The organism is Methylobacterium sp. NFXW15, assembly GCF_049887755.1.
GTDB lineage: Bacteria > Pseudomonadota > Alphaproteobacteria > Rhizobiales > Beijerinckiaceae > Methylobacterium.
In genome coordinates this window covers 21,237-40,971 of sequence record NZ_JAGEKG010000008.1, presented here as the reverse complement: position 1 = coordinate 40,971, position 19,735 = coordinate 21,237, and the positions used below count along the sequence as shown (strand labels likewise).

The 19,735-nt window shown below is 66.3% G+C and carries 21 protein-coding genes; 11 read left to right on the top strand and 10 right to left on the bottom strand.

Going from position 1 to position 19,735, the window contains the following annotated elements:
• Positions 1–3: 3 nt before the first annotated feature.
• On the bottom strand, positions 4–900 hold the full coding sequence (locus J4O73_RS17860; protein WP_426219491.1) for a LysR family transcriptional regulator: 897 nt from the start codon (positions 898–900) through the stop codon (positions 4–6).
• Between the two features lie 105 nt (positions 901–1,005).
• Here J4O73_RS17860 and J4O73_RS17855 point away from each other — a divergent pair, with 105 nt between their 5' ends.
• Positions 1,006–1,791: an SDR family NAD(P)-dependent oxidoreductase gene (locus J4O73_RS17855; protein ID WP_426219489.1), complete on the top strand. Its 786-nt coding sequence runs from the start codon at positions 1,006–1,008 to the stop codon at positions 1,789–1,791.
• A 38-nt stretch (positions 1,792–1,829) separates the two neighbouring features.
• Here J4O73_RS17855 and J4O73_RS17850 read toward each other — a convergent pair whose 3' ends face one another.
• Together J4O73_RS17850 and J4O73_RS17845 are read right to left on the bottom strand one after the other, a co-directional pair.
• Positions 1,830–2,135 carry a hypothetical protein gene (locus J4O73_RS17850; protein WP_426219487.1) on the bottom strand — a complete coding sequence of 102 codons (306 nt, stop codon included), beginning with the start codon at positions 2,133–2,135 and terminating at the stop codon, positions 1,830–1,832.
• A gap of 10 nt (positions 2,136–2,145) precedes the next feature.
• A complete protein-coding gene (locus J4O73_RS17845; RefSeq protein ID WP_426219485.1) occupies positions 2,146–3,636 on the bottom strand; it encodes a methyl-accepting chemotaxis protein in 1,491 nt (496 codons plus the stop codon).
• Between the two features lie 212 nt (positions 3,637–3,848).
• On the opposite strand from J4O73_RS17845, the gene J4O73_RS17840 reads away from it, so the two are divergent.
• The 3 genes from J4O73_RS17840 to J4O73_RS17830 all read left to right on the top strand — a co-directional run bounded on the left by J4O73_RS17840 (position 3,849) and on the right by J4O73_RS17830 (position 6,530).
• A complete protein-coding gene (locus tag J4O73_RS17840; protein ID WP_426219483.1) occupies positions 3,849–4,319 on the top strand; it encodes a PAS domain-containing protein in 471 nt (156 codons plus the stop codon).
• A 228-nt stretch (positions 4,320–4,547) separates the two neighbouring features.
• Positions 4,548–5,966 carry a TadE/TadG family type IV pilus assembly protein gene (locus J4O73_RS17835; RefSeq protein WP_426219481.1) on the top strand — a complete coding sequence of 473 codons (1,419 nt, stop codon included), beginning with the start codon at positions 4,548–4,550 and terminating at the stop codon, positions 5,964–5,966.
• Between the two features lie 225 nt (positions 5,967–6,191).
• Entirely contained in the window at positions 6,192–6,530 is a 339-nt protein-coding gene (locus tag J4O73_RS17830) for a hypothetical protein (RefSeq protein ID WP_426219479.1), read from the top strand.
• A gap of 30 nt (positions 6,531–6,560) precedes the next feature.
• On the opposite strand, the gene J4O73_RS17825 is transcribed toward J4O73_RS17830, so the two are convergent.
• From J4O73_RS17825 to J4O73_RS17805, 5 genes are all read right to left on the bottom strand, one after another.
• On the bottom strand, positions 6,561–6,779 hold the full coding sequence (locus J4O73_RS17825; protein WP_426219477.1) for a hypothetical protein: 219 nt from the start codon (positions 6,777–6,779) through the stop codon (positions 6,561–6,563).
• 140 nt (positions 6,780–6,919) lie between these two features.
• Entirely contained in the window at positions 6,920–7,507 is a 588-nt protein-coding gene (locus J4O73_RS17820; RefSeq protein WP_426219475.1) for a PilZ domain-containing protein, read from the bottom strand.
• On the bottom strand, positions 7,504–10,509 hold the full coding sequence (locus tag J4O73_RS17815) for a sensor domain-containing protein (protein ID WP_426219473.1): 3,006 nt from the start codon (positions 10,507–10,509) through the stop codon (positions 7,504–7,506). The genes J4O73_RS17820 and J4O73_RS17815 overlap by 4 nt, the downstream gene beginning before the upstream one ends.
• A gap of 585 nt (positions 10,510–11,094) precedes the next feature.
• Positions 11,095–11,538: a hypothetical protein gene (locus J4O73_RS17810; protein WP_426219471.1), complete on the bottom strand. Its 444-nt coding sequence runs from the start codon at positions 11,536–11,538 to the stop codon at positions 11,095–11,097.
• Between the two features lie 151 nt (positions 11,539–11,689).
• On the bottom strand, positions 11,690–12,589 hold the full coding sequence (locus J4O73_RS17805) for a LysR family transcriptional regulator (RefSeq protein ID WP_426219469.1): 900 nt from the start codon (positions 12,587–12,589) through the stop codon (positions 11,690–11,692).
• An 89-nt stretch (positions 12,590–12,678) separates the two neighbouring features.
• On the opposite strand from J4O73_RS17805, the gene J4O73_RS17800 reads away from it, so the two are divergent.
• On the top strand, positions 12,679–13,122 hold the full coding sequence (locus J4O73_RS17800; RefSeq protein ID WP_426219467.1) for a PACE efflux transporter: 444 nt from the start codon (positions 12,679–12,681) through the stop codon (positions 13,120–13,122).
• A gap of 27 nt (positions 13,123–13,149) precedes the next feature.
• Entirely contained in the window at positions 13,150–14,058 is a 909-nt protein-coding gene (locus J4O73_RS17795) for a DNA-3-methyladenine glycosylase family protein (protein WP_426219465.1), read from the top strand.
• A gap of 4 nt (positions 14,059–14,062) precedes the next feature.
• Here J4O73_RS17795 and J4O73_RS17790 read toward each other — a convergent pair whose 3' ends face one another.
• Entirely contained in the window at positions 14,063–14,314 is a 252-nt protein-coding gene (locus tag J4O73_RS17790) for a hypothetical protein (RefSeq protein ID WP_426219464.1), read from the bottom strand.
• A gap of 212 nt (positions 14,315–14,526) precedes the next feature.
• Between J4O73_RS17790 and J4O73_RS17785 the strand changes: the two genes are divergently transcribed.
• The gene (locus J4O73_RS17785) at positions 14,527–15,105 is read left to right on the top strand and encodes a phospholipase A2 family protein (RefSeq protein WP_426219462.1); all 579 of its coding nucleotides are present in this window, start codon (positions 14,527–14,529) and stop codon (positions 15,103–15,105) included.
• Positions 15,106–15,207: 102 nt separating this feature from the next.
• Positions 15,208–16,380, top strand: a complete 1,173-nt coding sequence (locus J4O73_RS17780; RefSeq protein WP_426219461.1) for a GNAT family N-acetyltransferase — start codon at positions 15,208–15,210, stop codon at positions 16,378–16,380.
• Here J4O73_RS17780 and uraH read toward each other — a convergent pair.
• Positions 16,365–16,718, bottom strand: a complete 354-nt coding sequence (gene uraH / locus J4O73_RS17775) for a hydroxyisourate hydrolase (RefSeq protein WP_426219459.1) — start codon at positions 16,716–16,718, stop codon at positions 16,365–16,367. The two genes, J4O73_RS17780 and uraH, sit on opposite strands and share 16 nt — an antisense overlap.
• Positions 16,719–16,997: 279 nt before the next feature.
• On the opposite strand from uraH, the gene J4O73_RS17770 reads away from it, so the two are divergent.
• From J4O73_RS17770 to uraD, 3 genes are read left to right on the top strand one after another with little or no spacing between them, the layout of a single operon-like run.
• Positions 16,998–18,245 (top strand): urate hydroxylase PuuD, encoded by a 1,248-nt coding sequence (locus J4O73_RS17770; RefSeq protein ID WP_426219457.1) that lies wholly within the window; start codon positions 16,998–17,000, stop codon positions 18,243–18,245.
• A gap of 43 nt (positions 18,246–18,288) precedes the next feature.
• Positions 18,289–19,209 (top strand): allantoinase PuuE, encoded by a 921-nt coding sequence (puuE, locus tag J4O73_RS17765; RefSeq protein WP_426219455.1) that lies wholly within the window; start codon positions 18,289–18,291, stop codon positions 19,207–19,209.
• 14 nt (positions 19,210–19,223) lie between these two features.
• Complete coding sequence (gene uraD / locus J4O73_RS17760; protein ID WP_426219453.1) at positions 19,224–19,733, top strand: 2-oxo-4-hydroxy-4-carboxy-5-ureidoimidazoline decarboxylase; 510 nt, start codon at positions 19,224–19,226, stop codon at positions 19,731–19,733.
• Positions 19,734–19,735 lie beyond the last annotated feature (2 nt).

Below are 19,735 nucleotides of genomic sequence, written 5' to 3'. Positions count from 1 at the left end.
CGCTCAGCCTTCGACCGTCGCGTGGGTGGCGAGATAGTCGACGAAGGCGCGGATGCGCAGGGCGAGCCGGGCATGCCCGACATAGAGGGCGTGGATCTCCTCCGTATCGCCGGGATTGAACGGTTGCAGCACCGGCACGAGGCGCCCTGCGGCAAGGTCGGCGGATACGTGAAACCGGCCGAACCGCGCAAGACCGGCGCCGCCCAACGCCATCAGGCGCACCACCTCGCCGGAATTTCCGAAGAAATTGCCCTGGATCGGCCGCTGGCTCACCCCGGCGCCCACGCGGAATGGCCAGGTGTCGATGGAGCGCCGGAAACTGAAGTTCAGGCAATTGTGCTGTGTGAGGTCGTCGGGATGCGTCGGCACGCCGTGCGCAGCAAGGTAGGCGGGCGAGGCGACCACGACCATCCCGCTGGCTCCGAGGCGGCGTGCCCGCAATCGAGAATCGCGCAGCGGGCCGACGCGAATGGCGATATCGGCCGGGGTGACGGCGAGGTCGATCACCTCGTCGGTCAGTGCGAGGTCGACGCTCATCCGGGGATGCTGTGCGAGGAATTGCGGCAGAACCGGCAGGATCACATGGGTGCCGAACGGGACCGAAGCGTTGACCCGGATCCGGCCGCTCGGCTCGGACGCGTCGTCCGTGAGCCCGCGCTCGACCGCTTCGAGATCCTCCAAGAGTTGCGCGGCCCGGTCGCGATACGTCTCCCCCTCCGGCGTCAGGGTCAGCGCGCGGGTCGTCCGCCGGAGAAGAGCGACGCCCAATCGGGCTTCCAGACGGGCGACCGATCGGCTCAGCGCCGAGGGTGTCTGGCGCAGCGCCTTGGCCGCCGCTGCGAAGCTGCCGCACCGGACGACCTGAAGGAAGGCCTCCATCTCACCGAGCCGGTTGTCCATCGGCCATCCCATTCGTGAAACTGATGCACGAGTAACGTGATCTCCTGCGATCTATTCACGAAACGCGAGTGGATCCATCTCCTCACGAGCAACGTGGAGGTCATCATGGATCTGCAACTTACAGGACGGCGCGCTCTGGTGACGGGGTCGACCGCCGGAATCGGGCTGTCCATCGCCAAGCGTCTGGCCGCCGAGGGAGCCGAGGTGCTGATCACGGGGCGCCAGCAGGCCAAGATCGACGCGGCCGTCGCCGCGATCCGCGAAGCCGGGCCGGTGCGCGGGATCCTCGCTGACGCCGCGACGGCCGAAGGCGCAGCGACGCTCGCCAGCCACGTCCCCGAAGTCGACATCCTCGTCAACAATCTCGGGATCTACGAAGCGAAGGATTTCACGGAGATCACGGACGAGGATTGGCACCGGCTGTTCGAGGTGAACGTCGTGTCCGGAGCGCGCTTGGCGAAGACCTATTTCCCCGGAATGCGCGAACGGGGCTGGGGCCGGATCGTCTTCGTCTCCAGCGAATCGGGCCTCGTGCCACCGCCCGACATGATCCACTATGCGGTGACGAAATCGGCTCAGCTGACCATCGCGCGTGGCTTGGCGCAACTCACGAAGGGCAGCGCCGTGACCGTGAATACGGTGATGCCCGGCCCGACCCGTTCGGAGGGCATCGTCGATTTTCTGAAGAGCGTCGCCTCACGGCCGGATCTGACGGCCGAGGAACTGGAAGCCGAATTCTTCCGCGTGCATCGGCCTCTTTCGCTGATTCAGCGCATGATTGAGCCGGACGAGATCGCGGCCCTGGTCGCCTATCTCGCGAGTCCGCTGGCCGGTGCCACGAACGGCGCGGCGCTCCGGGTCGAGGGCGGCATCGTGCCGACCATCGCCTGACGGCGGACCAGGGCGGGTGTGTCCCCTATCGACGAGGGTCAGTGTTCGCTCTCGCGGCCGGGTTCGACCATTGCGACCAGCACCTCGACGTCGCTCATGAATCGGAGCACGGCGTCCTCGACCGTGCTCCGTGTCGGGTCGTCGGCGGGCAAATCCGACAGCATCGCGGCGAGCGCATCCGAGAGTGCCCGTAAGGCCTCGGTGATCGACCGTCGCAAGACCTCGATCTGATGTCGCCGCGATCCAGGGGCTCCCCCCGCGCCCAGGAGGGCGGCGAGTTCGCCGCCCAAACGTCGACCGGCCTCGCCCTGGAGCACAACCGGCAGTCGGTGAACGCAACCCATGGCGTCGCCCTCACCGTGCCAGGACGCGCGCCGCGCCCTTGGTCGTCTCGACGGCCTGGGACACGCTGCCGACCGCCTGGACGATAGCCCCGATATTCTGCGCGATCGCTCCGACAGCCCCGGCGGCGTCCTGCATGTTCGCGGACATGTCCCGAGTGACCACGCTCTGCTGCTCGACGGCGGCCGCCGTGCTCACCACGAGGTCCCGCATCGTCTCGACCGAGCCGAGGATCGTCTCCAGCGATCCGACGACCTGGGTCGAGACCGCCTGGATGTTGCCGATCTCGCCTGCGATCTGCTCGGTCGCGCGTGAGGCTTGGTTGGCGAGGTTCTTCACCTCCTGTGCCACGACGGCGAAGCCCCGGCCCGCCTCCCCGGCGCGCGCGGATTCGATCGTCGCGTTCAAGGCCAAAAGGTTGATCTGGCTGGCGATATTCTGGATCAGGCTGACGATGCCGCTCATGGCCGTCGCCGTCGCGCTCAGCCTCTGCGTCAGCTCGCCCGCCGCCTGGGTCTGCACCTGGGCTTCGTCACTGCTCGCCCGCGCCTTACTCATGCTGGCAGCGATCTCATCGACGGAGTGGGCAAGCTCCTCGGCGGCTGCTGCCACGGACTGGACGTTCTCGGACGTCTTTCCGGCCGCGAGCCGAGCCTCCTCTGATTCGTTGTTCGACAGGCCGACCGCCCGGTCGACCTCCGCGAAGTTTTTGTCGATGAGCACCTTCAACTCGGTCAACCGTTTCACGTCGTCGGTGACGTCGCTGGCGAACTTCACGATCTTGGCCACCTTGCCGTGGCGGTCGAGGATCGGATTGTACGAGCCCTCGATCCAGACCGGTCGCCCGTCACGGGCGATCCGCTTGAATTGGGCAGCCTGATACTCGCCGCTGCGCAGCCGATCCCAGAAAGCATTGTAGTCGTGGCTCGCGCGAGCCTCCGGTTCCACGAAGATGCTGTGGTGCCGACCCTTCACCTCGTTGAGCCCGTAGCCCATGAGATCGAGGAAATTCTTGTTGGCGGTGACGATCGTACCATCTGGCTGGAACTCGATGACCGCCTGGGAGCGGCTGATGGCGGCGATCTGCGACGAGTAGTCGAGGTTCAGGAGCCGCTCCTGCGCGTCCGCCCATTCCACGACGAAGCCGATGCTCCGGCCGCCTTCGGAAAGGGGCGTCACTAGCAGATCGAACACCCGTTTGCCGACCCGGATGGTGGCCTCGTGCGGCTTGTCGAGGGCGGCGAGCATGCGGCGCTGGTGCGAGGGGTCCTTGTGGAAGATGTCGATGTTGCTGCCGATGAGCGTGGCGGCGTCGAAGCGCGGCAATTCCGCTTTCAGGTCGGCCTCGGCCTCCTGCATGAAGTTCTTCAGCGCTGGATTCATGTACGTGATGTTCATGGCCGCGTCGGCGATCATGACGTTGGTGCGTAGCGCAGCGAGCGCGGCGATTTCACTCGAGTTCCCTGCCGACTTGTTCTTCCAGCTCCACGTCATTGCACGCATCTCTGCCTCGAACGCTGCACCAAAGAGGGGGCTGCCGATGGATCAAGAGATTTCATCGGAAGCTGTCCTTGCTCATGACTAGCGAGCAAACCTATAACGATTTCTGAATTTCGCGTATTTTCTAGGAAAAAAGGTGATCGGTTTCGTGTCTTGCCCCTTAAGCGACCCTTAACAAGTTCTGAATATAACTTGGGCTTCCACGGAGCGGAGCCATGCATCTCATCGATCTCGTTCGTCATCTCGCCGATCCGCTGGAGGTTGGCGTGTTGGTGACCGACGCCGAACTCGGTCGGCCAGGACCGACCATCCTGTACGCAAATGACGCCTTCGCGCGGATGAGCGGGTACGAGGTGCGCGATGTCCTGGGCCGGACGCCCCGTATGCTTCAGGGCGCGGGGACGAGTCGGGAGGGCGTGCGGCAGGTCCAGCGAGCACTGCGGACGGAAGGCCGCTTCGTCGGGCGCCTGCAAAACTATCGGATGACCGGCGAGCCCTACCTTTGCGAACTCGACATCCGGCCGATCCAGGGATTGGACGGGCATACGGAAGCGTACATCGCTTTCGAGCGAGAGGTGGTGCGCAGGCGGGGGCGGCCGACCGAGGGCGGAGCTGGACGCTATAAAGCCGTCGGCCTGCAGGAGGCTGGCCCCTTCCCGTTCCTCAAGACCCCCATGTTCGGATGACGGCAGCAGGATGAGTGGCTTTGGCGCCAGACCCTCATCCCAGAGGAAATAATCGTATTTCTCTCATTGGTTTGCCCTGAAGGGCTCGCAACATATGATTGTCTTATCGATCTTTGAACTATGGCTCATTTAAAGGCCGAGTGTGCATCAACCGCCAACCGAACTTAACCGGTGGCATACTTTCTTTCGTTAGGTGTGCATCAAATTCACCTTTCGAACTTGTACGAGATGGTAAGCAGGGGCAGCACTACGGTTCGTCGCGGGCAGCGTGCTCTCCGCTGGGGGACCGAACTCGCCTCGTCCTTCATCAGGCGCCGCCGGGGCGGCGTCGCTCTGACCTTTGCGCTCTCGTCGCCGGTTCTGTTCGGCTTGGTGGGGGGAGGCATCGATTATGCGCGCCTCGTCGCCCGGCGCTCGCAATTGCAGAACGCCGTCGATGTCGGAGTTCTGGCCGGAGGCAACGCCCTGAAGCTCGCCTCGTCCAACGCGGCCTCGGTCAAGGGCGTGGTCGAGCAGATGATCGTCACCAATGCTCCGACGCCGAGCGGCGGACAGGTCACGATCACCGTCGAGGTCGCGAGCGACAAGACCAGCGTGTTCGCCAAGGCCGTCGATACAGTCTCGCTCACCTTTGGCCGCTTTATCGGCATGAGCAGCCAGACCGTCTCTGCGCAGGCCAAGGTCAGCATCGTGGGCAAGATGCGCCTGTGCATGCTCACGCTCGATCCGGCGGCACCCGGCGCCTTCAATCTTCAGAAAAATGCGCAGGTCACCGCCTTAGGCTGTGCGCTCTATTCGGACTCGGCGAACGTGGCCGGAATGGTGGGCGGCGCCAATGCCATGGCCCGGGCGGAGACGATCTGCTCGGTGGGAGGCTATTCCGGGGTCCGCGCGAACTTCTCGCCATCGCCCCAGACGGGATGTCCTGTGATCAAGGATCCCCTGCAGGGTAGGCCCGCGCCGCCGGTCGGCGCGTGCCTCACTCTGCCCTACCCCTTCAACCTGTTGCCGCTCGGCCAAGCGCCCGTGATCGACAAGGACGTGACGCTCGAGCCCGGCACCTATTGTGCGGGTCTCACGATCAAGAAGAACGCCGTGGCGACGATGAAGCCCGGCATCTACGTCTTCAAGGATGGGCCCCTCGTCGTAAAGGACAATGCGACGCTGACGGGAGTCGATGTCGGGCTCTACTTCGCGGGCGACAAGGCCGGACTGCTCTTCGACAAGAAAACGACGATCAGCCTCTCGGCGCCGACGACCGGCGTGATGGCTGGGATGCTGATATCCGAGCAGACTTTCGTATGGGCTCCGCTGGATCCGGCGATCGGGGTCTCGGACGACTTGACCGGTGCGCCGGTGCCTCCGACGCCTGCCCCGCTGGGGCAGACCAGTCCGATGCGAGTTTATCGGATCATCAGCAACAATGCCCGGACGATGCTCGGCACGATCTACCTCCCGGCGGGTCGCCTCGTCATCGACGCCGACAAGCCGGTGGCGGATCAATCGGCCTACACGGTCGTGGTCGCGCGGCAGGTCAACCTCTACGAGGGGCCGAACCTCTACCTCAACGCCAATTACGAAGGCACGAGCGTGCCGGTGCCGAAGGGCGTCGGCCCCCTCGGCGGCAGAGTCGTCCTCTCGGAATGACGGCTATGAGGCCTTAGAGTTCGGGCTGGCGCCGGATGTCGCGCCGACGGACAATGCTGACTTTCTGTGCTTTAGGCTCTGCTTGCAACCGGTGAACCACAATTCCCACGAATAGCCTCGGTGATCTGAGATTATTCCGGTCACATCGATCGCGCGGGATGCTTCGGTGATAATCGTATCTTAGCGCGACCAGACCAGAGTGAGACCCCTATCCCGGATCACTCGATGATGACCAAGATCACCTCACGTCCCGCTCACGAGCCGACCACGCAGCAGCAGCCCACCTGGGGCGGGACGTCGCGATCCGACCGCGAGGGATTCCTCTCCAACCGCAATCTCGGTGTGAAGATCTCCGTCGATCGTCGCGCTCATCGGTGGGACCTCGTTGTAAACGTGCTGATCGGTCTGGTGCTCTTCTCGGCCGTCGTGATCGGCTGTGCGGTGGTCTGGCCATCCTACCTGCATTGCCATCGCATGCAGCAGACGACGGGCCTCATCGGCGGCCAGTCGATGACGACCTGCACCGTCCAGACATCACTCTCGTGGCGCACTCCTGCGTTTTAGGAACGCTTCCGCCGACGTGCCTGGCTCGGGTCAAGCTCTCGACAGGGACGCCCCGTCCTGCCGCATCAAAGCCTCCGCGTGGGCGCGCCACGCGTCGCGCTCGACCTGCACGGCTTCGATCAGCGCGTGCAGGTTTCCGGCATCGATGGCCGTTTCCACGAGCATGTCCTGAGCGGCGGCGAGCTGGTCGCGCAGCTCCGCGTTCTCGGTGGCCAAAGCCAGCAGCAGAGCAACCACGTCGTCGCCCATCTCTGCCCCGTTCGCCCAAGGAAGCGGCGCGTGTAGACGGGCCGGGGCCGCGTGGCAACACGGCGTCGCCGCGGGGCTTCGGAACCGGCAGCGAGCGCTTGGGTGCCCAAGGCCTAACGTGGCCTCTGCTCAGCGCCCTGCTACAGAATCACGCTGGGGTTGAAGGTCTCGTCGCTGAACGGCAGGTGGAAGCGAACCGCGATCCGGCCCGGCTCCGTCCGCACGATGACGGAGAAACGCTTGCCGACCGAGACCGGCAGGCCCTGCATCCAGAGGCGGTGGCTTGCGGGTGGGGACAGGAGGCGGATCCTGGCCCCGGACTTCGAAAGATCGTCGATCTCGCCTTCGGCGATCATGTCGTGAGCCGCGCGGATCACGACCGTTCGGTGCAACGGCACGATGCGCGGCGCGGCCCGTTGATCGATGCCGTTCCGCAGCCACATCAGCCGCGCCGCCACGCGATCCCGGCGGGCGTCGCACAGATCGGGAATCAGGGTGAAGCCCGTTCCTGTCGGGGATGCGATGTGGCCCGCGATCAGGCCGATCCCATCGAGTCGGCACAGGACGGCCTCGCCGGCGCGACCCAGCTCCGCCGCCGTGATCACCACGCGGTCCGGCGAGGTGATCACAGCCTTACAGGGGTGATCGACTTCGCCGCCGAGCGACAGCCGTCCGGCCACCCTCACCGGCTTCGGTGGTGCGGACTCCGCAGGATCGATCACGTTCATGCCGCATCCTGCTCGCAGCGCCGCGACCTCAGGAAAGCCCGCGCCTCTTCCGCCGGAAGCGGCTTGCTGAACAGGAAGCCCTGAACCTCGGTGCAGCCTTCGCGGCGGACGAGGGCGAGCTGCTCCTCGGTCTCGACCCCTTCCGCGACGATGACCATCCCCAGCCGCTCGCCGAGCCCGGCCACGGCCCGGACGATCGCCGCCGCGTCGGGATCCGCGATGTCGCGGATGAAGGTGCGGTCGATCTTGAGCTTGTCGAACGGGAAGCGGCGCAGGTAGCTGAGCGACGAATATCCCGTGCCGAAATCGTCGAGGGCGATCCGCACGCCAAGGGCGCGCAGCCGGTGGAGACAGGCCAGCGCGTCGTCCGCATCGCGCATCAGCACGCTCTCCGTGACTTCCAGCTTCAGCCGCTGAGCCGGCAGGGCCGCATTGATCAGCGCCGTCTTCACGTGCTCCTCCAGGCCGCCGCGAAACTGGACCGGGGAGACATTCACGCCGACCCGCACCTGCTCTGGCCAGGTCAACGCCTCGCGGCAGGCCTCCTGCAGCGCCCAGGCTCCGAGGGGGACGATCATCCCGGTTTCCTCGGCCACCGGGATGAAGTCCGCCGGCGAGATCAGTCCGTGGACCGGATGCCGCCAGCGCATCAGCGCCTCGAAACTGGTGACGGCGCCGCTCGCGACTTCGATGACCGGCTGATAGACGAGGAAGAAATCGCCCCGGCGGATCGCCTCCCTCATGTCCAGGGCCAGCAGATTGCGTGTGGCGGTGCGCGCATGCGCTGTCGCCTCGAACAAGCTGTAGGTGTTCCGGCCCAGGGCCTTGGCCTGATACAGCGCCGTATCCGCTCGCGTCAGGACATCCTTGGCCGAGACCTCCGCGCCGGAGACTAGCACGACGCCGATGCTGATCGTGAGGTCGATCGAGAGGTCATCGACCTGGATCGGTTCATCGATGGCCGCGATGATCCGCTGGCAGACGGCGCTGGCCATGGCCTCGCCGTCGATGTTGCCGAGAATGATCGAGAACTCGTCGCCCCCCTGGCGGGAGACCGTGTCGTTCGCCCGAACCATCGCGCAGAGACGGCTGGCGACGATCCGCAGGACCGCATCGCCCACGAGGTGGCCGAGCGTATCGTTGATGGTCTTGAACCCGTCGAGGTCGCAGGCGAGCACGGCGAAGTGGTCGCGTGTGTGTTCCACCTGCGCCAGCATCCGGTCGAGGTTCTGCCGGAAGAGGGTGCGATTGGGCAGGTCCGTCAGGGCATCGTGATGGGCCAGATGGGCGATGTGCATCTCGGCCTCCTTGCGGCGCGAGATATCGATCAAGGTGCCGACGAGGCGCAGGGCGCGGCCCGCCGCGTCCCTTGCCGCGACGCGCGCCCGGTTGAGCACCCAGACGAAACCGCCGTCCGCCCGCAGGTACCGGTATTCGGTCTCGACGGTGGGGATCAGACCCTTCAGATGCGCAACGAGCTGAGCTCTTACGGCCTGCCGATCGTCGGGGTGGACGGTCGACAGGAAGAAGCAGCCGGCTTCGGTGGATCCATCGCTGTCGTAGCCGAGCTTCGACAGCCAGCCCCCGGACGTCCAGAACGCATCGGTCGACAGGTTCCAGTCGAACAGGCCATCCCCGCCGCTGTTCAGAGCGAGCGCCAGACGCTCCTCACTGATGCGCAGATGCTCGCGACTCGCGCGCAACGCCTCCTCGGCGCGATGCCGGTCGGTCACGTCGAGATGCAGCCCGACGAAGCGAAGGGGCCTGTCGTCGCTGCCCTCGGCGATCGCGCGCCCATGGGATTCGATCCAGCGGTGCCCCCCGGGACCATCGCTGACCCGTGTCCGATACTCGATGATGTTCGTCGCCTGTCCCGCCTCGGCGCGCTTCATCGCCCGCCGGACCCGGGGAAGATCTGCGGCGAGAATGCTGGTCTTGAGTTGCGCCATCGAGACGATCACGGGCGCATCCTGTGCATCGTCGGGGACCGGCAGGCCGTGCAGCCGCGCGCTCACCGGCGACAGGCTGACGAGGCCGGTGCGCATGTCCCAGACGAACTCACCCGCGCCCGCAGCGACATGTGTTAGCTGTAGACGCTCCGTCGTTTGCTCGAGGTTACGCCGCGCCTTCACGCTTTCGTCGGTATCGACGGCGGTGCCCATCACCGAGACGATGCTGCCCTTGAGAAGGATCGGCACCGCCACGACCTTGTGCCAGCGGTAGGTTCCATCCCAGCGGCGCAGACGGACCTCGATCTCGGATCGAACCCCCTTAGCCCGGGCTTCACCCCAGACCTGGTTCAGGCCCATGCGGTCATCGGGATGGACGAGCGTAAACCGGGCCTCGCGGGAGGGGCCGATCGGGCCGTGATAGTCCTCGAAGTTCCGATTGACGTAGGTCGTCTCATCGGTTGCCGCGCAGCTGATCAGGATCATCTGCGGAAGTGCCTCGGCCAGGACGCGGTAGCGGGTTTCGCTGTCACGCAGGGCGTCTTCGACGGCATGGCGCACGCCCATGGCGCGCAGCACCTGAACCTTGTTGGCAAGCCGCTGGTGTAGATCGCTCAGGCTCAGATGGCCGCCGACCAGCGCGGCGATCTCGCTGAGTTGGCGGATCTGCTCGGCCTCGAAACGAGCCCGCGGCTTCACATCGGCGATCCAGAGGATGGCTCTGTGGCCCTGCCCGGTCAGCCCTGCCGGGACACCGGCGAGGAAGCGCGGATTTCCCCGCGTATCCAGAATGACGCGGGGGCCCTCAGCCGCGTCTTCCGCTCCGGTCCAGTCGTGGCCCACGTCCGGGGAGCCGTCTGGTGCCAGATCCGCGTGGCCGATGATGTGGTGTCGTCCCGCATCGTACCAGCCGACGGAGGCGAAGCGCGTGCCGAATTGCTTAGCGGCGATCCGGCAGATGGTATCGAGATGGCCGTCCCGTCTCGCCGTCAGCGCCGGTTCCGGTCGGTGTGCTGTGCCATCCGGCAGTGTTGGAGCGCGGAATTCGTCCATCGTCAGACCCGTGATCAGTCGTCGTCTGTGTCGCCGATGGCGACGTGAACCTGTCCGGTCAGTGCCTTAGGGCCGGACACGTTCGTCGAAGTTGTCGAGCCTGAACGGCCCGACGGATTGGGCGGAGACGCCGCCCGCGAGTGCCCTGACCATTGAGGCCATGCATGTGCCGACGCGGACCAGGAGCCTGAACAAGAGGCCTCGACCCGGCTTCGGCATGATGGCCTCTTCGGAGAGGGAATTGTTATAAAGGATACCGTTGAGAAACTGGCTCGAAGTGTCTGAGATGCGGCCTCGACATCTAAAACCCGAGGCTGATCTTGGTCGTCGGTAATTGAACGACCGTTAACGACGCGGAATAGGTTCTCCGGCTGGAGATGAATACAAAATTTCTAGTATGATGCTTTTCTACTAATGCGGTGCCGATGAACCAGCGCCGTCTGGCAGACAGGACGAAATTTGCCAAATAGCGGCCCAAGTCGGGGGTCGCCCAAGTATTATTTCAGACATAAGCCGTGCGCTGTCTGCGACGATCTGTCTGTGCAGGCGGCGCGGATGAATTCTGCGTGGCTCCGGGCGCAGTCCTCAGCGGCATTCGCTCGCGATTTTCCGATGGAGGCTGCGCAACCCGGCGAGGCTGACATCCTCCGTGATCGCTTCGTGCCACTTGTCCAGGATGCGAATTCTGAAACGCTGCCCGTCGAGGATCGCTTTGAAGGCTTCGCCATCCAGCGCGACAAGCCCGGCATCCTGCATGTCCGCCGTGGGGATCATGGCGTTGGACACGGCCTGATCATCGATCCTGTATTGATAGTTGAAGATTGATTTCTTCGGCAGTCCCGTCACTTCGAGCCGGTCTTGCTTGATCTGGATCCGGGATTGCGGCTTGGGGGTGACGATGCAGGTCGCGGCGTCCTCCGAGTGTCTGAGAGTCCAGTCTCCCTCGCCGGCGAGGATCTGGCCTGCCGCCTGAGCTGCCGCACCGAATGCCGCCAAGCACGCTAGAATCACGCAGGCCGTGACCTTCATCCGGGTTCCCTCTCGCGGGCGATGACGCAGGGCCGGGAAAGGCTCCGGCGCAGCATCAAGAGTGCGGAGACGAGGACGTTCCGAGTGGTCGAGGCCGCACCGGGACGAGACTCGGCGCGACGAGGCGCATCCCCCCCGGCCTGGGATCCGGTCACCCCTCCCCCGGCTGCGCGCCGATCCGCTGCGCCGCAAAGCGCTTGCGAAGCCACGCTGCGGCGGGGCCGCAGGGGCGTTGCTTGTGCCAGACCAGTTCGAGGGCGATGGGCCAGTCGCCCTCATCGAACCGAAGTTCCGGCGTGACGAGATACGGCGCCGTGAGGGAAGCGGCGATCACATGATCGGTGACGAAGGCCCAGCCGATGCCGTGCTTCACCATTTCCAGGATGACCCAGTGGCTTTCCACCCACCACACCTCGGCGGCCACCCGCAGGCGCCGCTTCTCCGGCCCGTCGCCACGTGCGGCCACGAGGATCTGCCGGTGGCGCTTCAACTCCTCCCACTCCACCCGCTCCTTCGCGAGGGGATGATCGCGGCCGCAGACGAACTTCAGAGGCACCCAGCCGATGGTCTGGAAGCCGAGCTCCGTCGGCAGCACCTCCTGTCGCCACATCACGCCGAGGTCGGCGGCGCCGGATTGCACCATCCGGCTGACATCCTCCATCAGCGGAAAGAGCAGCTCCAATTCCACGAAGGGGAAGACCCGGGCGAAGTCGGCGAAGAGGGCTCCCAGGGCATGCTCGGGATAGAGCTCGTCGATGGCGACGACCAGCCGGTTCTCGATCCCCTGCTCAAGGCTGCTCGCGACGCCGATCAGATGCTCGCGCCGGTCGAGCACCACGCGCGCTTCCAGCAGAAGCCGCTCCCCCGCCGGGGTGAGGACCGGGTTCCGGCTCGTCCGGTCGAACAGGAAAAGTCCGAGATCCATCTCAAGGTTTGAGACCTGCGTGCTGACCGCCGATTGCGCCTTCCGCAGAGCCCGGGCCGCGCCGGAGAAAGATCCAGCCTCGGCCGCTGCCACGAAAGCCTGCAGTTGATCCAGGGAGATCGCCATCTATCTGTTTCTCAGATGGTTCCTAACTTGCTGATCGGCTTATCGCAGATAGAAGGCGGCCAACCAATCCGGCTTTCCGAGGCGAGACCATGCGCAGCACGCGAGACCGAATCCGGCACGCCATCCTGTTCGAGGTGGTGGGCCTCCTTCTGATCATCCCCCTGGGCAGCGCTGTGTTCGGCCTGCACGCCTCCGACATGGGCGTCATCGGCGTCGGCAGCGCCCTCGTCGCGACGAGCTGGAACTACGTCTACAACCTCGGCTTCGATCGAACGATGCAGCGGTTGATCGGGCACACGCGCAAGAGCCTCGTCCTGAGGGTCGCCCATGCGGTGCTGTTCGAGGCGGGGTTACTGATGATCCTGATGCCGCCGATCGCGTGGTACCTCGGCATCGGCCTGGTCGAAGCGTTCTTCATGGATCTGGCGATCGCCGCCTTCTACGTGGCCTACGCCTTCGTGTTCAATCTCGCCTACGATTGGACCTTCCCGCTGCCCAACTGGAACGAGATCGAGGCGAAGCCGTCCCATTGAGGTGGGTTCTGCGCTAACGAAGGGGCCATGCAGCCCCCCGCGACCGAGAGCATCCGTCTCCCGTTCATGGCGCCCTACGACTGGGGCGGGGTGCAGGGCTATCTCGCTGCCCGCGCCATCCCGGGCGTGGAACTCGCGGGGCCCGGTTTCTACGCCCGCACCTTCGCCTCGGGCGGGACGCAGGGCGTCGTCAGGATCGCGCTGACGGATGGGAATGCCGTCCTTCTGACTGTGACGGGACCGGTTTGCGATGCTCCCGCGCGAGCCGCGCGCCTGCTCGATCTCGACGCCGATCCGGACACCATCGGGCAGGCGCTGTCGAGCGATCCCTTCATGGCCAGGCTGGTCGCGGCCCGTCCCGGCCTAAGGGTACCGGGGGCCTGGGACGGGTTCGAGCTCGCAGTCCGTGCCGTCCTCGGGCAGCAGGTCTCGGTCGCAGCCGCGACCCGCCTTGCGGGAAAGCTGGTCGCGGCCTTCGGTACCCCGCTGGATGGCGTCTCGGAGCCGGGCTTGACCCATCTCTTCCCGGCGCCTGCCTCGCTCGTCGAGGCCGATGTCGCGCTGGCACTCAACATGCCCCGGGCCCGGGGAGCCGCCATCCGTGCGCTGGCCGCCGCGATCCTTGCGGAACCGGACCTGTTCGATCCCGGCCAAGGTCTCGCCAAGGCCGTCACCCGCCTGAAGGCGCTGCGCGGCATCGGCGATTGGACGGCCCAGTACATCGCCATGCGTGCCCTGCGCGAAGCGGATGCCCTCCCCACAGGGGATATCGGCCTGCTCCGTGCGCTTGAGAACGAGGCTGGCCGCCCGACCGCCAAGGCCCTGGACGCGCGATCCGAGACCTGGCGGCCATGGCGCGCCTATGCCGTGCTTCACCTCTGGGCGTATGACGCAGCCCGGCTCCACGGCTCGGGTCCGAGGGAACCGGCGGTCTAAGCCGTCAGCCCTTCTTGCCCTGCTTGAAGCTCTGGATGGCGCCCTGGCAGCCGGGCGAGAGCTTGGCCATGTTCTTCTCGAAACAGGCCTGAGTCTCGGGGCCCTCCTCAGGCGGCATGTCCCCGCAGAAGGTGGTGAAATCGCCCATGCATTGCTGCTGAAGCGCGGCCTTGTCGTCGGCCGACATCGGAGCGGCGAGAGCAGACATGGTCGTCGCGGACAGAAACAGCGCGGTCGTGATCGAACGTACCAGCATGATGGCGCCCCTCCTCATATCTATGAACGGGGCAGAAAGCCCGAGTGGCGAGAAAGCGTTGCACGCCGAGCGGCTCTCGGAGCCATAAAAAGGGGACGCCCCTGGAAGGGCGCCCCTCCTACCTCGCCCGGTTCGAACCGGGATCCCACGCGGAACGGTTTCGGGGCGCACGCCGTAATGGCCCGAAGCGGAGCCGCTGCGAGGAATCGTCCATGGTGCGCGTGTTGAGTGTGGTCTTGCTGGCCACTGCCTTGCTGTCCGCGCACGGCGCGCTCGCGCAGAATTCGGTCGAGCCGCAGGCGGTCGAGGACAGCGAGCCTCGCCCCGGCCCGCCGCCTCCCCTGCCCGATCTCTCGGACCCGAACGGCCGCGCGGGCGAATCCCTGAGCGAGCCCGGCGAACGCTCCGGCATCCCCAAGGCCTTGCGCTCATCGGGGTCCCGGGCAGGCGGACCGGCCAACGAACTCAACCCCAGCGGACACGCCGAGGAACCGGCTCCGCCGAAGGGCGACCTCGGCCGGGTCGTCGCCGGCAAGGAATTGTTCCACGGGAACTATTGCGGAAAGGGTCAGCGCGGCGAGGGGCTGCCCCCGACCGACGATCTCGATGCCGCCTGCATGCGCCACGATGCCTGCTACGAGACGGCTGGATACAGCTCCTGTGCCTGTGACGCGACGCTCAAGCGGGAGGCCACCCTCGTCTCGGACAGCCCGAAGGCTTCGCTGGAGGTCCGGCGCCGGGCTCTGAGCGTGATCGAGGCAGCGGCGGCGATGGAGTGCCGCACGCCGTAAAGGCCGCCTGCCCCGCAAGCGCGCGGCAATGAATCCTCAACGCCCATCGTCTTTAGTCTGGCCAATATTTGGACTGCCAACCGCTCGTGTGGGTCATCGACGATGGAAGCGTCGCCTGTCGTCTGGGAAGCCGTCACGGACCCGGCCGAGCTGTGGCGCCTGAAGCCGGAGTGGGATGCCCTCTGGCGCGCCGCCGACGGCGATCACGTCCAGACGGAGCGCGCCTGCTTTCACGCCTGGAACAACGATGGGGACCCCTCCCCGCGTCGCCTCCACGCCATCGCCGGTTGGCGAGAGGGGCGCCTCGTCTTCCTCTGGCCGCTCGTCGTCCGGCGGCGGCATGGCCTCTGGTCCATGGTGACTCAACTCGGGCCTCAGGCCGGGGAACTGACCTCCGTGCTGACGGAGCCGGGGCCGGAAGCGGTGCCACGGATGGCTGCGGCCTGGGCGTTCGTGAAGCGGACCTCCCGCGCCGACATCGTCTGGCTCGACTACATCAAGCTCGGCTCGCCGCTTCATCAGGTCGTGACGGCTGATCCGACGCGGATCGGTGGGGTAGGCATCAATCCGGACATCGCCCCCTACGTGCGCTGGCCCGAGACGATGGGCTGGGACGAGTATTATGCGTCCCTCAGTGCCAACATGCGCAGGACTTTCGGCAAGAAGTACAGGGGCCTCGCCAAAATCGGCGAGGTGACGTTCGCGGCGGAAACGGACCCGCAGCGGAGGGCGAGCCTTGCCCGCTGGATTCTGGAACAGAAGCGTCACTGGGCGAACAAGACGGGCAAGCACGGCCCTTGGCTGACGGCTGCGGCCTATGACGGGTTCCTGCGCGACCTGGCAGAGGATCCCGCCGCGACGGACTGCATCGTGTTCGCCCTGTCGGTGAACGGCGAGGTGGTCGCCGCGATGCTGACCAGCATGAGCACCCGGCATATGGACTGGATCATCGCAGGCTATGATCCCGCCTGGAGCCATCATTCCCCGGGCCTCGTGCTGAACGAGCATGGCCTGCGCTGGGCTCACGAGCGTGGGCTGACGGTGGAGCTCGGACGCGGTGCGGAGATCAACAAGAGGTTCTGGAGCCGTGGCGCCTGCCACGACATCCTCTCCTTCCGCCTGACGATCACGCGGCGGGGGGCCCTGATCGATGCCCTGCGCACGACCCTGGCGCGAACGCGCCACCTCCTGCGCCCGAAGGCCGGTCTCGCGGCCCCGGAGGCAGAGCCGACCGGCCGCCGCGACGACGGGGCGTGGGTTCAGCTCCCGCGATAGGTCGAATAGCTCCACGGGGTGATGAGCAGCGGCACGTGATACTTCGCCTCCGGGTCCGAGACGCCGAACCGCACCGGCACACGGTCGAGGAACGGCTGCCCGGTGGTCAGCCCCGCCTGGGCGAAATACGGGCCGATCGCGAAGACGAGTTCGTAGGTTCCGGCCGTCAGCGCCTCGCCCGCGAGCAGGGGGGCGTCGGTGCGCCCGTCGGCATTGGTGAGGCCCGAGGCGATCGTCTCGCCCGTGCCGTCATCCGCGAGGCGCCGGAGTTCGATGGCGATGCCCGCCGCCGGCTTCCCGGAGGCGGTGTCGAGGACATGTGTCGAGAGATGGCCCATGGCGCCCTCTGGAGTGGAAACGCCCGTGCGTGCCCCCTTGGGGAAGTCTCCGCCGGGCTCGTGAAGCCGCGCGAGACGACCATGCGCCGGGGGCTCCGGCAACCCGAAAAGTGCCCCGCATTTTCCGAACCATTTTGAAGGTCCTTGGCGCGGGGGCGGCTCGCGGGCCGGGCCGGTTCGAGGCACATCTATTGCTGCGGCTCAGGCTCAACCATGAGCCGACGCCGCGGCCGAACCCGGCCCCGGCCCCGGCGACAGATAACGGAGGATATCCGTCCCATGTATCCGATCCTGCATGAATGGGGCGGGTTCCTCATTCGATGGACCCATGTCGTCGCCGCGATCGCCTGGATCGGCGCGTCGTTCTATTTCATGCACCTCGACGCCAGCCTGCGCGCCATCCCGGCCATTCCCGCGGGCAAGGGCGGCGAAGCCTGGGAAGTGCATGGCGGCGGCTTCTATCAGGTGCGCAAATACCTCGTGGCGCCCGACCGGATGCCCGAGCACCTGATCTGGCACAAATGGCAATCCTACTCGACCTGGCTGTCGGGCTTCTTCCTGCTCTGCTGGGTCTACTACGGACAGGCCGACCTCTACCTGATCGACCCGGCCGTGCGGGTCATCACCCCGGCCACGGGCGCGTTCATCGGCCTCGGCGCCCTCGCCCTCGGCTGGCTGATCTATGACGGGCTGAACCGTTCGGCGCTGGCGAACCGCCCTCTCGTCCTGGCGAGCGCCGTCTTCGCGACCGTCGTCGCCTTCGCCTACGGCTTCCAGCAGGTCTTCTCCGGCCGGGCCGCGATGCTGCACACCGGCGCGGTCATCGCCACCTGGATGACGGGCAACGTGTTCTTCGTAATCATGCCCAACCAGCGCAAGGCGATCGCCGAACTGGTGGCGGGCCGCGTGCCCAACCCCGCCTGGGGCAAGCAGGCCAAGAACCGCTCGTCCCACAACAACTACCTGACCCTGCCGGTTCTGTTCTTCATGCTCTCGGGCCATTACCCGCTGGCGTGGTCGTCCTCCCTCAGCTGGATGATCGTCGGCCTCGTGGTGATCGCGGGCGGCGTCGTGCGCCATTTCTTCAACGTGCGGAATGCGGGCGGCGGCGACCGCTGGTGGACCTGGGGCGTGGCGAGCGCCTGCGTCGCGGCGGCGGTAGCGATCAGCGTCCTGACCTCCCCCGGCGTTCGCGAGCGGGTCGGTCTCAATGGCGAGCGGGAGGCGACCACGGCCTCCCCGACCCAGACCGCCAGCGTCACACCCTCGAAGGTGGCCCTGGTCGACGACGCGGTGATGGGTGTGATCGGGTCGCGCTGCTCCATGTGCCACGCCCCCGAGCCGCTGTGGCCGGATCTCGCCGCACCGCCGAAGGGCGTGCTGCTCGATACGCCGGAGCATGTTGCGCGCTTTGCCTCCGCCATCCGCACCCAGGCCGTGCTCACCCACGCGATGCCGCCGAACAACATCACCGACATGCAACCCGAGGAGCGGCAGGAACTGGCCCGCTGGCTCGCCGCGCAATGATATCTCGCTCGGGGACCGTTCGAGCGTTACAGGATCCGACATCGTGACCGACAAGCCCTTCGATGACCCGCCGCGCGACTTCCTCGGCTACGGCGAAAATCCGCCGACCGTCCGCTGGCCCGGCGGCGCCCGCGTCGCGGTGCAGTTCGTCCTGAACTACGAAGAGGGCGGTGAGCGCTCCGTCCTCGATGGCGATCCCCATGCGGAGATCTTCCTCTCGGAGATCGCGGGCGCCCTGCCCTTCCCGAGCCGCCACATGAGCATGGAGAGCCTGTACGAATACGGCTCGCGCGCGGGCGTCTGGCGGATCCTGCGCCTGTTCCGGGACCGCGGCCTGCCCCTCACCGTCTTCGGCGTGGCCCAGGCGCTGGCACGCAATCCGGCGGTGATGGATGCCTTCCTGCGCGACGAGCACGAGATCGCCGGGCACGGCTGGCGCTGGTTGCCCTATCAGGACGTACCGGAAGAGCTTGAGCGAGAGCATCTCGCCCGTGCGGTCGAGACCATCCAGGGCCTCACCGGGCAGACGCTGCTCGGTTGGTATACCGGCCGCGACAGCCCGAACACTCGTCGTCTCGTGGTCGAGCAGGGCGGCTTCCTCTACGATTCCGACAGCTACGCCGACGACCTGCCCTATTGGGTCCGCGTCGGGGGCAAGGATCACCTCGTGGTGCCCTACACCCTCGATACGAACGACATGCGCTTCTCTATTCCGGGCGGCTTCCCCTCGGGCGAGCAGTTCTTCGCGCATCTCAGGGACGCGTTCGATTGTCTCTACGTGGAGGGCGCGTACGCCCCGAAGATGCTGTCGATCGGCCTGCATTGTCGGCTCGTCGGGCGGCCCGCGCGCCTGCCCGCCCTCGCCCGCTTCCTCGATCATGTGCTGAGCCATCCCGACGTCTGGGTCGCCCGCCGCATCGACATCGCCCGCCATTGGGCGACCCACCATCCCGCGACCGCCTAGGAACGCTTGCGTCCATGACCGCCCTGTCCGAACTGAATGCGCTGCCTCAGGACGCCTTCGTGGCCCGCCTCGCCGAAATCTACGAGCATTCGCCGTGGGTCGCCGAAGCGGTGTCCGCGCAACGGCCCTTCGCCTCGCGCGCGGCGCTGCACGGCGCGATGGAGGCGGTGGTGGCGAGGGCCGACGAGGCCAGGAAGCTCGCCCTGCTGCGCGCCCACCCGGAACTTGCCGGGCGCGCGGCCCAGCGCGGCGAACTGACCGCCCATTCCCGCGACGAGCAGGACGGCAGCGGACTGCTGACGGCGCCGGTCGATGCGATCGCGCGGATGCAGTCCCTGAATCGCGCCTATTCCGACCAGTTCGGCTTTCCCTTCATCATCGCCGTGAAGGGGCTCGACCGCGAAACGATCCTCGCGCGGCTCGAAGAGCGGCTCGAGAACGACGCCAAGGCCGAGCGGGCGGAAGCCCTCCGGCAGGTCGGGCGCATCGCGGCGTTGCGTCTGGAAGCCCTGATCGAGGGCTGAGC

What these genes read in the sequence shown, in the direction of transcription:
- J4O73_RS17860 (WP_426219491.1), bottom strand. Translation starts at nt 900, where the DNA reads ATGGACAACCGGCTCGGTGAGATGGAGGCCTTCCTTCAGGTCGTCCGG.
- J4O73_RS17855 (WP_426219489.1), top strand. Translation starts at nt 1,006, where the DNA reads ATGGATCTGCAACTTACAGGACGGCGCGCTCTGGTGACGGGGTCGACC.
- J4O73_RS17850 (WP_426219487.1), bottom strand. Translation starts at nt 2,135, where the DNA reads ATGGGTTGCGTTCACCGACTGCCGGTTGTGCTCCAGGGCGAGGCCGGT.
- J4O73_RS17845 (WP_426219485.1), bottom strand. Translation starts at nt 3,636, where the DNA reads ATGCGTGCAATGACGTGGAGCTGGAAGAACAAGTCGGCAGGGAACTCG.
- J4O73_RS17840 (WP_426219483.1), top strand. Translation starts at nt 3,849, where the DNA reads ATGCATCTCATCGATCTCGTTCGTCATCTCGCCGATCCGCTGGAGGTT.
- J4O73_RS17835 (WP_426219481.1), top strand. Translation starts at nt 4,548, where the DNA reads ATGGTAAGCAGGGGCAGCACTACGGTTCGTCGCGGGCAGCGTGCTCTC.
- J4O73_RS17830 (WP_426219479.1), top strand. Translation starts at nt 6,192, where the DNA reads ATGATGACCAAGATCACCTCACGTCCCGCTCACGAGCCGACCACGCAG.
- J4O73_RS17825 (WP_426219477.1), bottom strand. Translation starts at nt 6,779, where the DNA reads ATGGGCGACGACGTGGTTGCTCTGCTGCTGGCTTTGGCCACCGAGAAC.
- J4O73_RS17820 (WP_426219475.1), bottom strand. Translation starts at nt 7,507, where the DNA reads ATGAACGTGATCGATCCTGCGGAGTCCGCACCACCGAAGCCGGTGAGG.
- J4O73_RS17815 (WP_426219473.1), bottom strand. Translation starts at nt 10,509, where the DNA reads ATGGACGAATTCCGCGCTCCAACACTGCCGGATGGCACAGCACACCGA.
- J4O73_RS17810 (WP_426219471.1), bottom strand. Translation starts at nt 11,538, where the DNA reads ATGAAGGTCACGGCCTGCGTGATTCTAGCGTGCTTGGCGGCATTCGGT.
- J4O73_RS17805 (WP_426219469.1), bottom strand. Translation starts at nt 12,589, where the DNA reads ATGGCGATCTCCCTGGATCAACTGCAGGCTTTCGTGGCAGCGGCCGAG.
- J4O73_RS17800 (WP_426219467.1), top strand. Translation starts at nt 12,679, where the DNA reads ATGCGCAGCACGCGAGACCGAATCCGGCACGCCATCCTGTTCGAGGTG.
- J4O73_RS17795 (WP_426219465.1), top strand. Translation starts at nt 13,150, where the DNA reads ATGCAGCCCCCCGCGACCGAGAGCATCCGTCTCCCGTTCATGGCGCCC.
- J4O73_RS17790 (WP_426219464.1), bottom strand. Translation starts at nt 14,314, where the DNA reads ATGCTGGTACGTTCGATCACGACCGCGCTGTTTCTGTCCGCGACGACC.
- J4O73_RS17785 (WP_426219462.1), top strand. Translation starts at nt 14,527, where the DNA reads ATGGTGCGCGTGTTGAGTGTGGTCTTGCTGGCCACTGCCTTGCTGTCC.
- J4O73_RS17780 (WP_426219461.1), top strand. Translation starts at nt 15,208, where the DNA reads ATGGAAGCGTCGCCTGTCGTCTGGGAAGCCGTCACGGACCCGGCCGAG.
- uraH (WP_426219459.1), bottom strand. Translation starts at nt 16,718, where the DNA reads ATGGGCCATCTCTCGACACATGTCCTCGACACCGCCTCCGGGAAGCCG.
- J4O73_RS17770 (WP_426219457.1), top strand. Translation starts at nt 16,998, where the DNA reads ATGTATCCGATCCTGCATGAATGGGGCGGGTTCCTCATTCGATGGACC.
- uraD (WP_426219453.1), top strand. Translation starts at nt 19,224, where the DNA reads ATGACCGCCCTGTCCGAACTGAATGCGCTGCCTCAGGACGCCTTCGTG.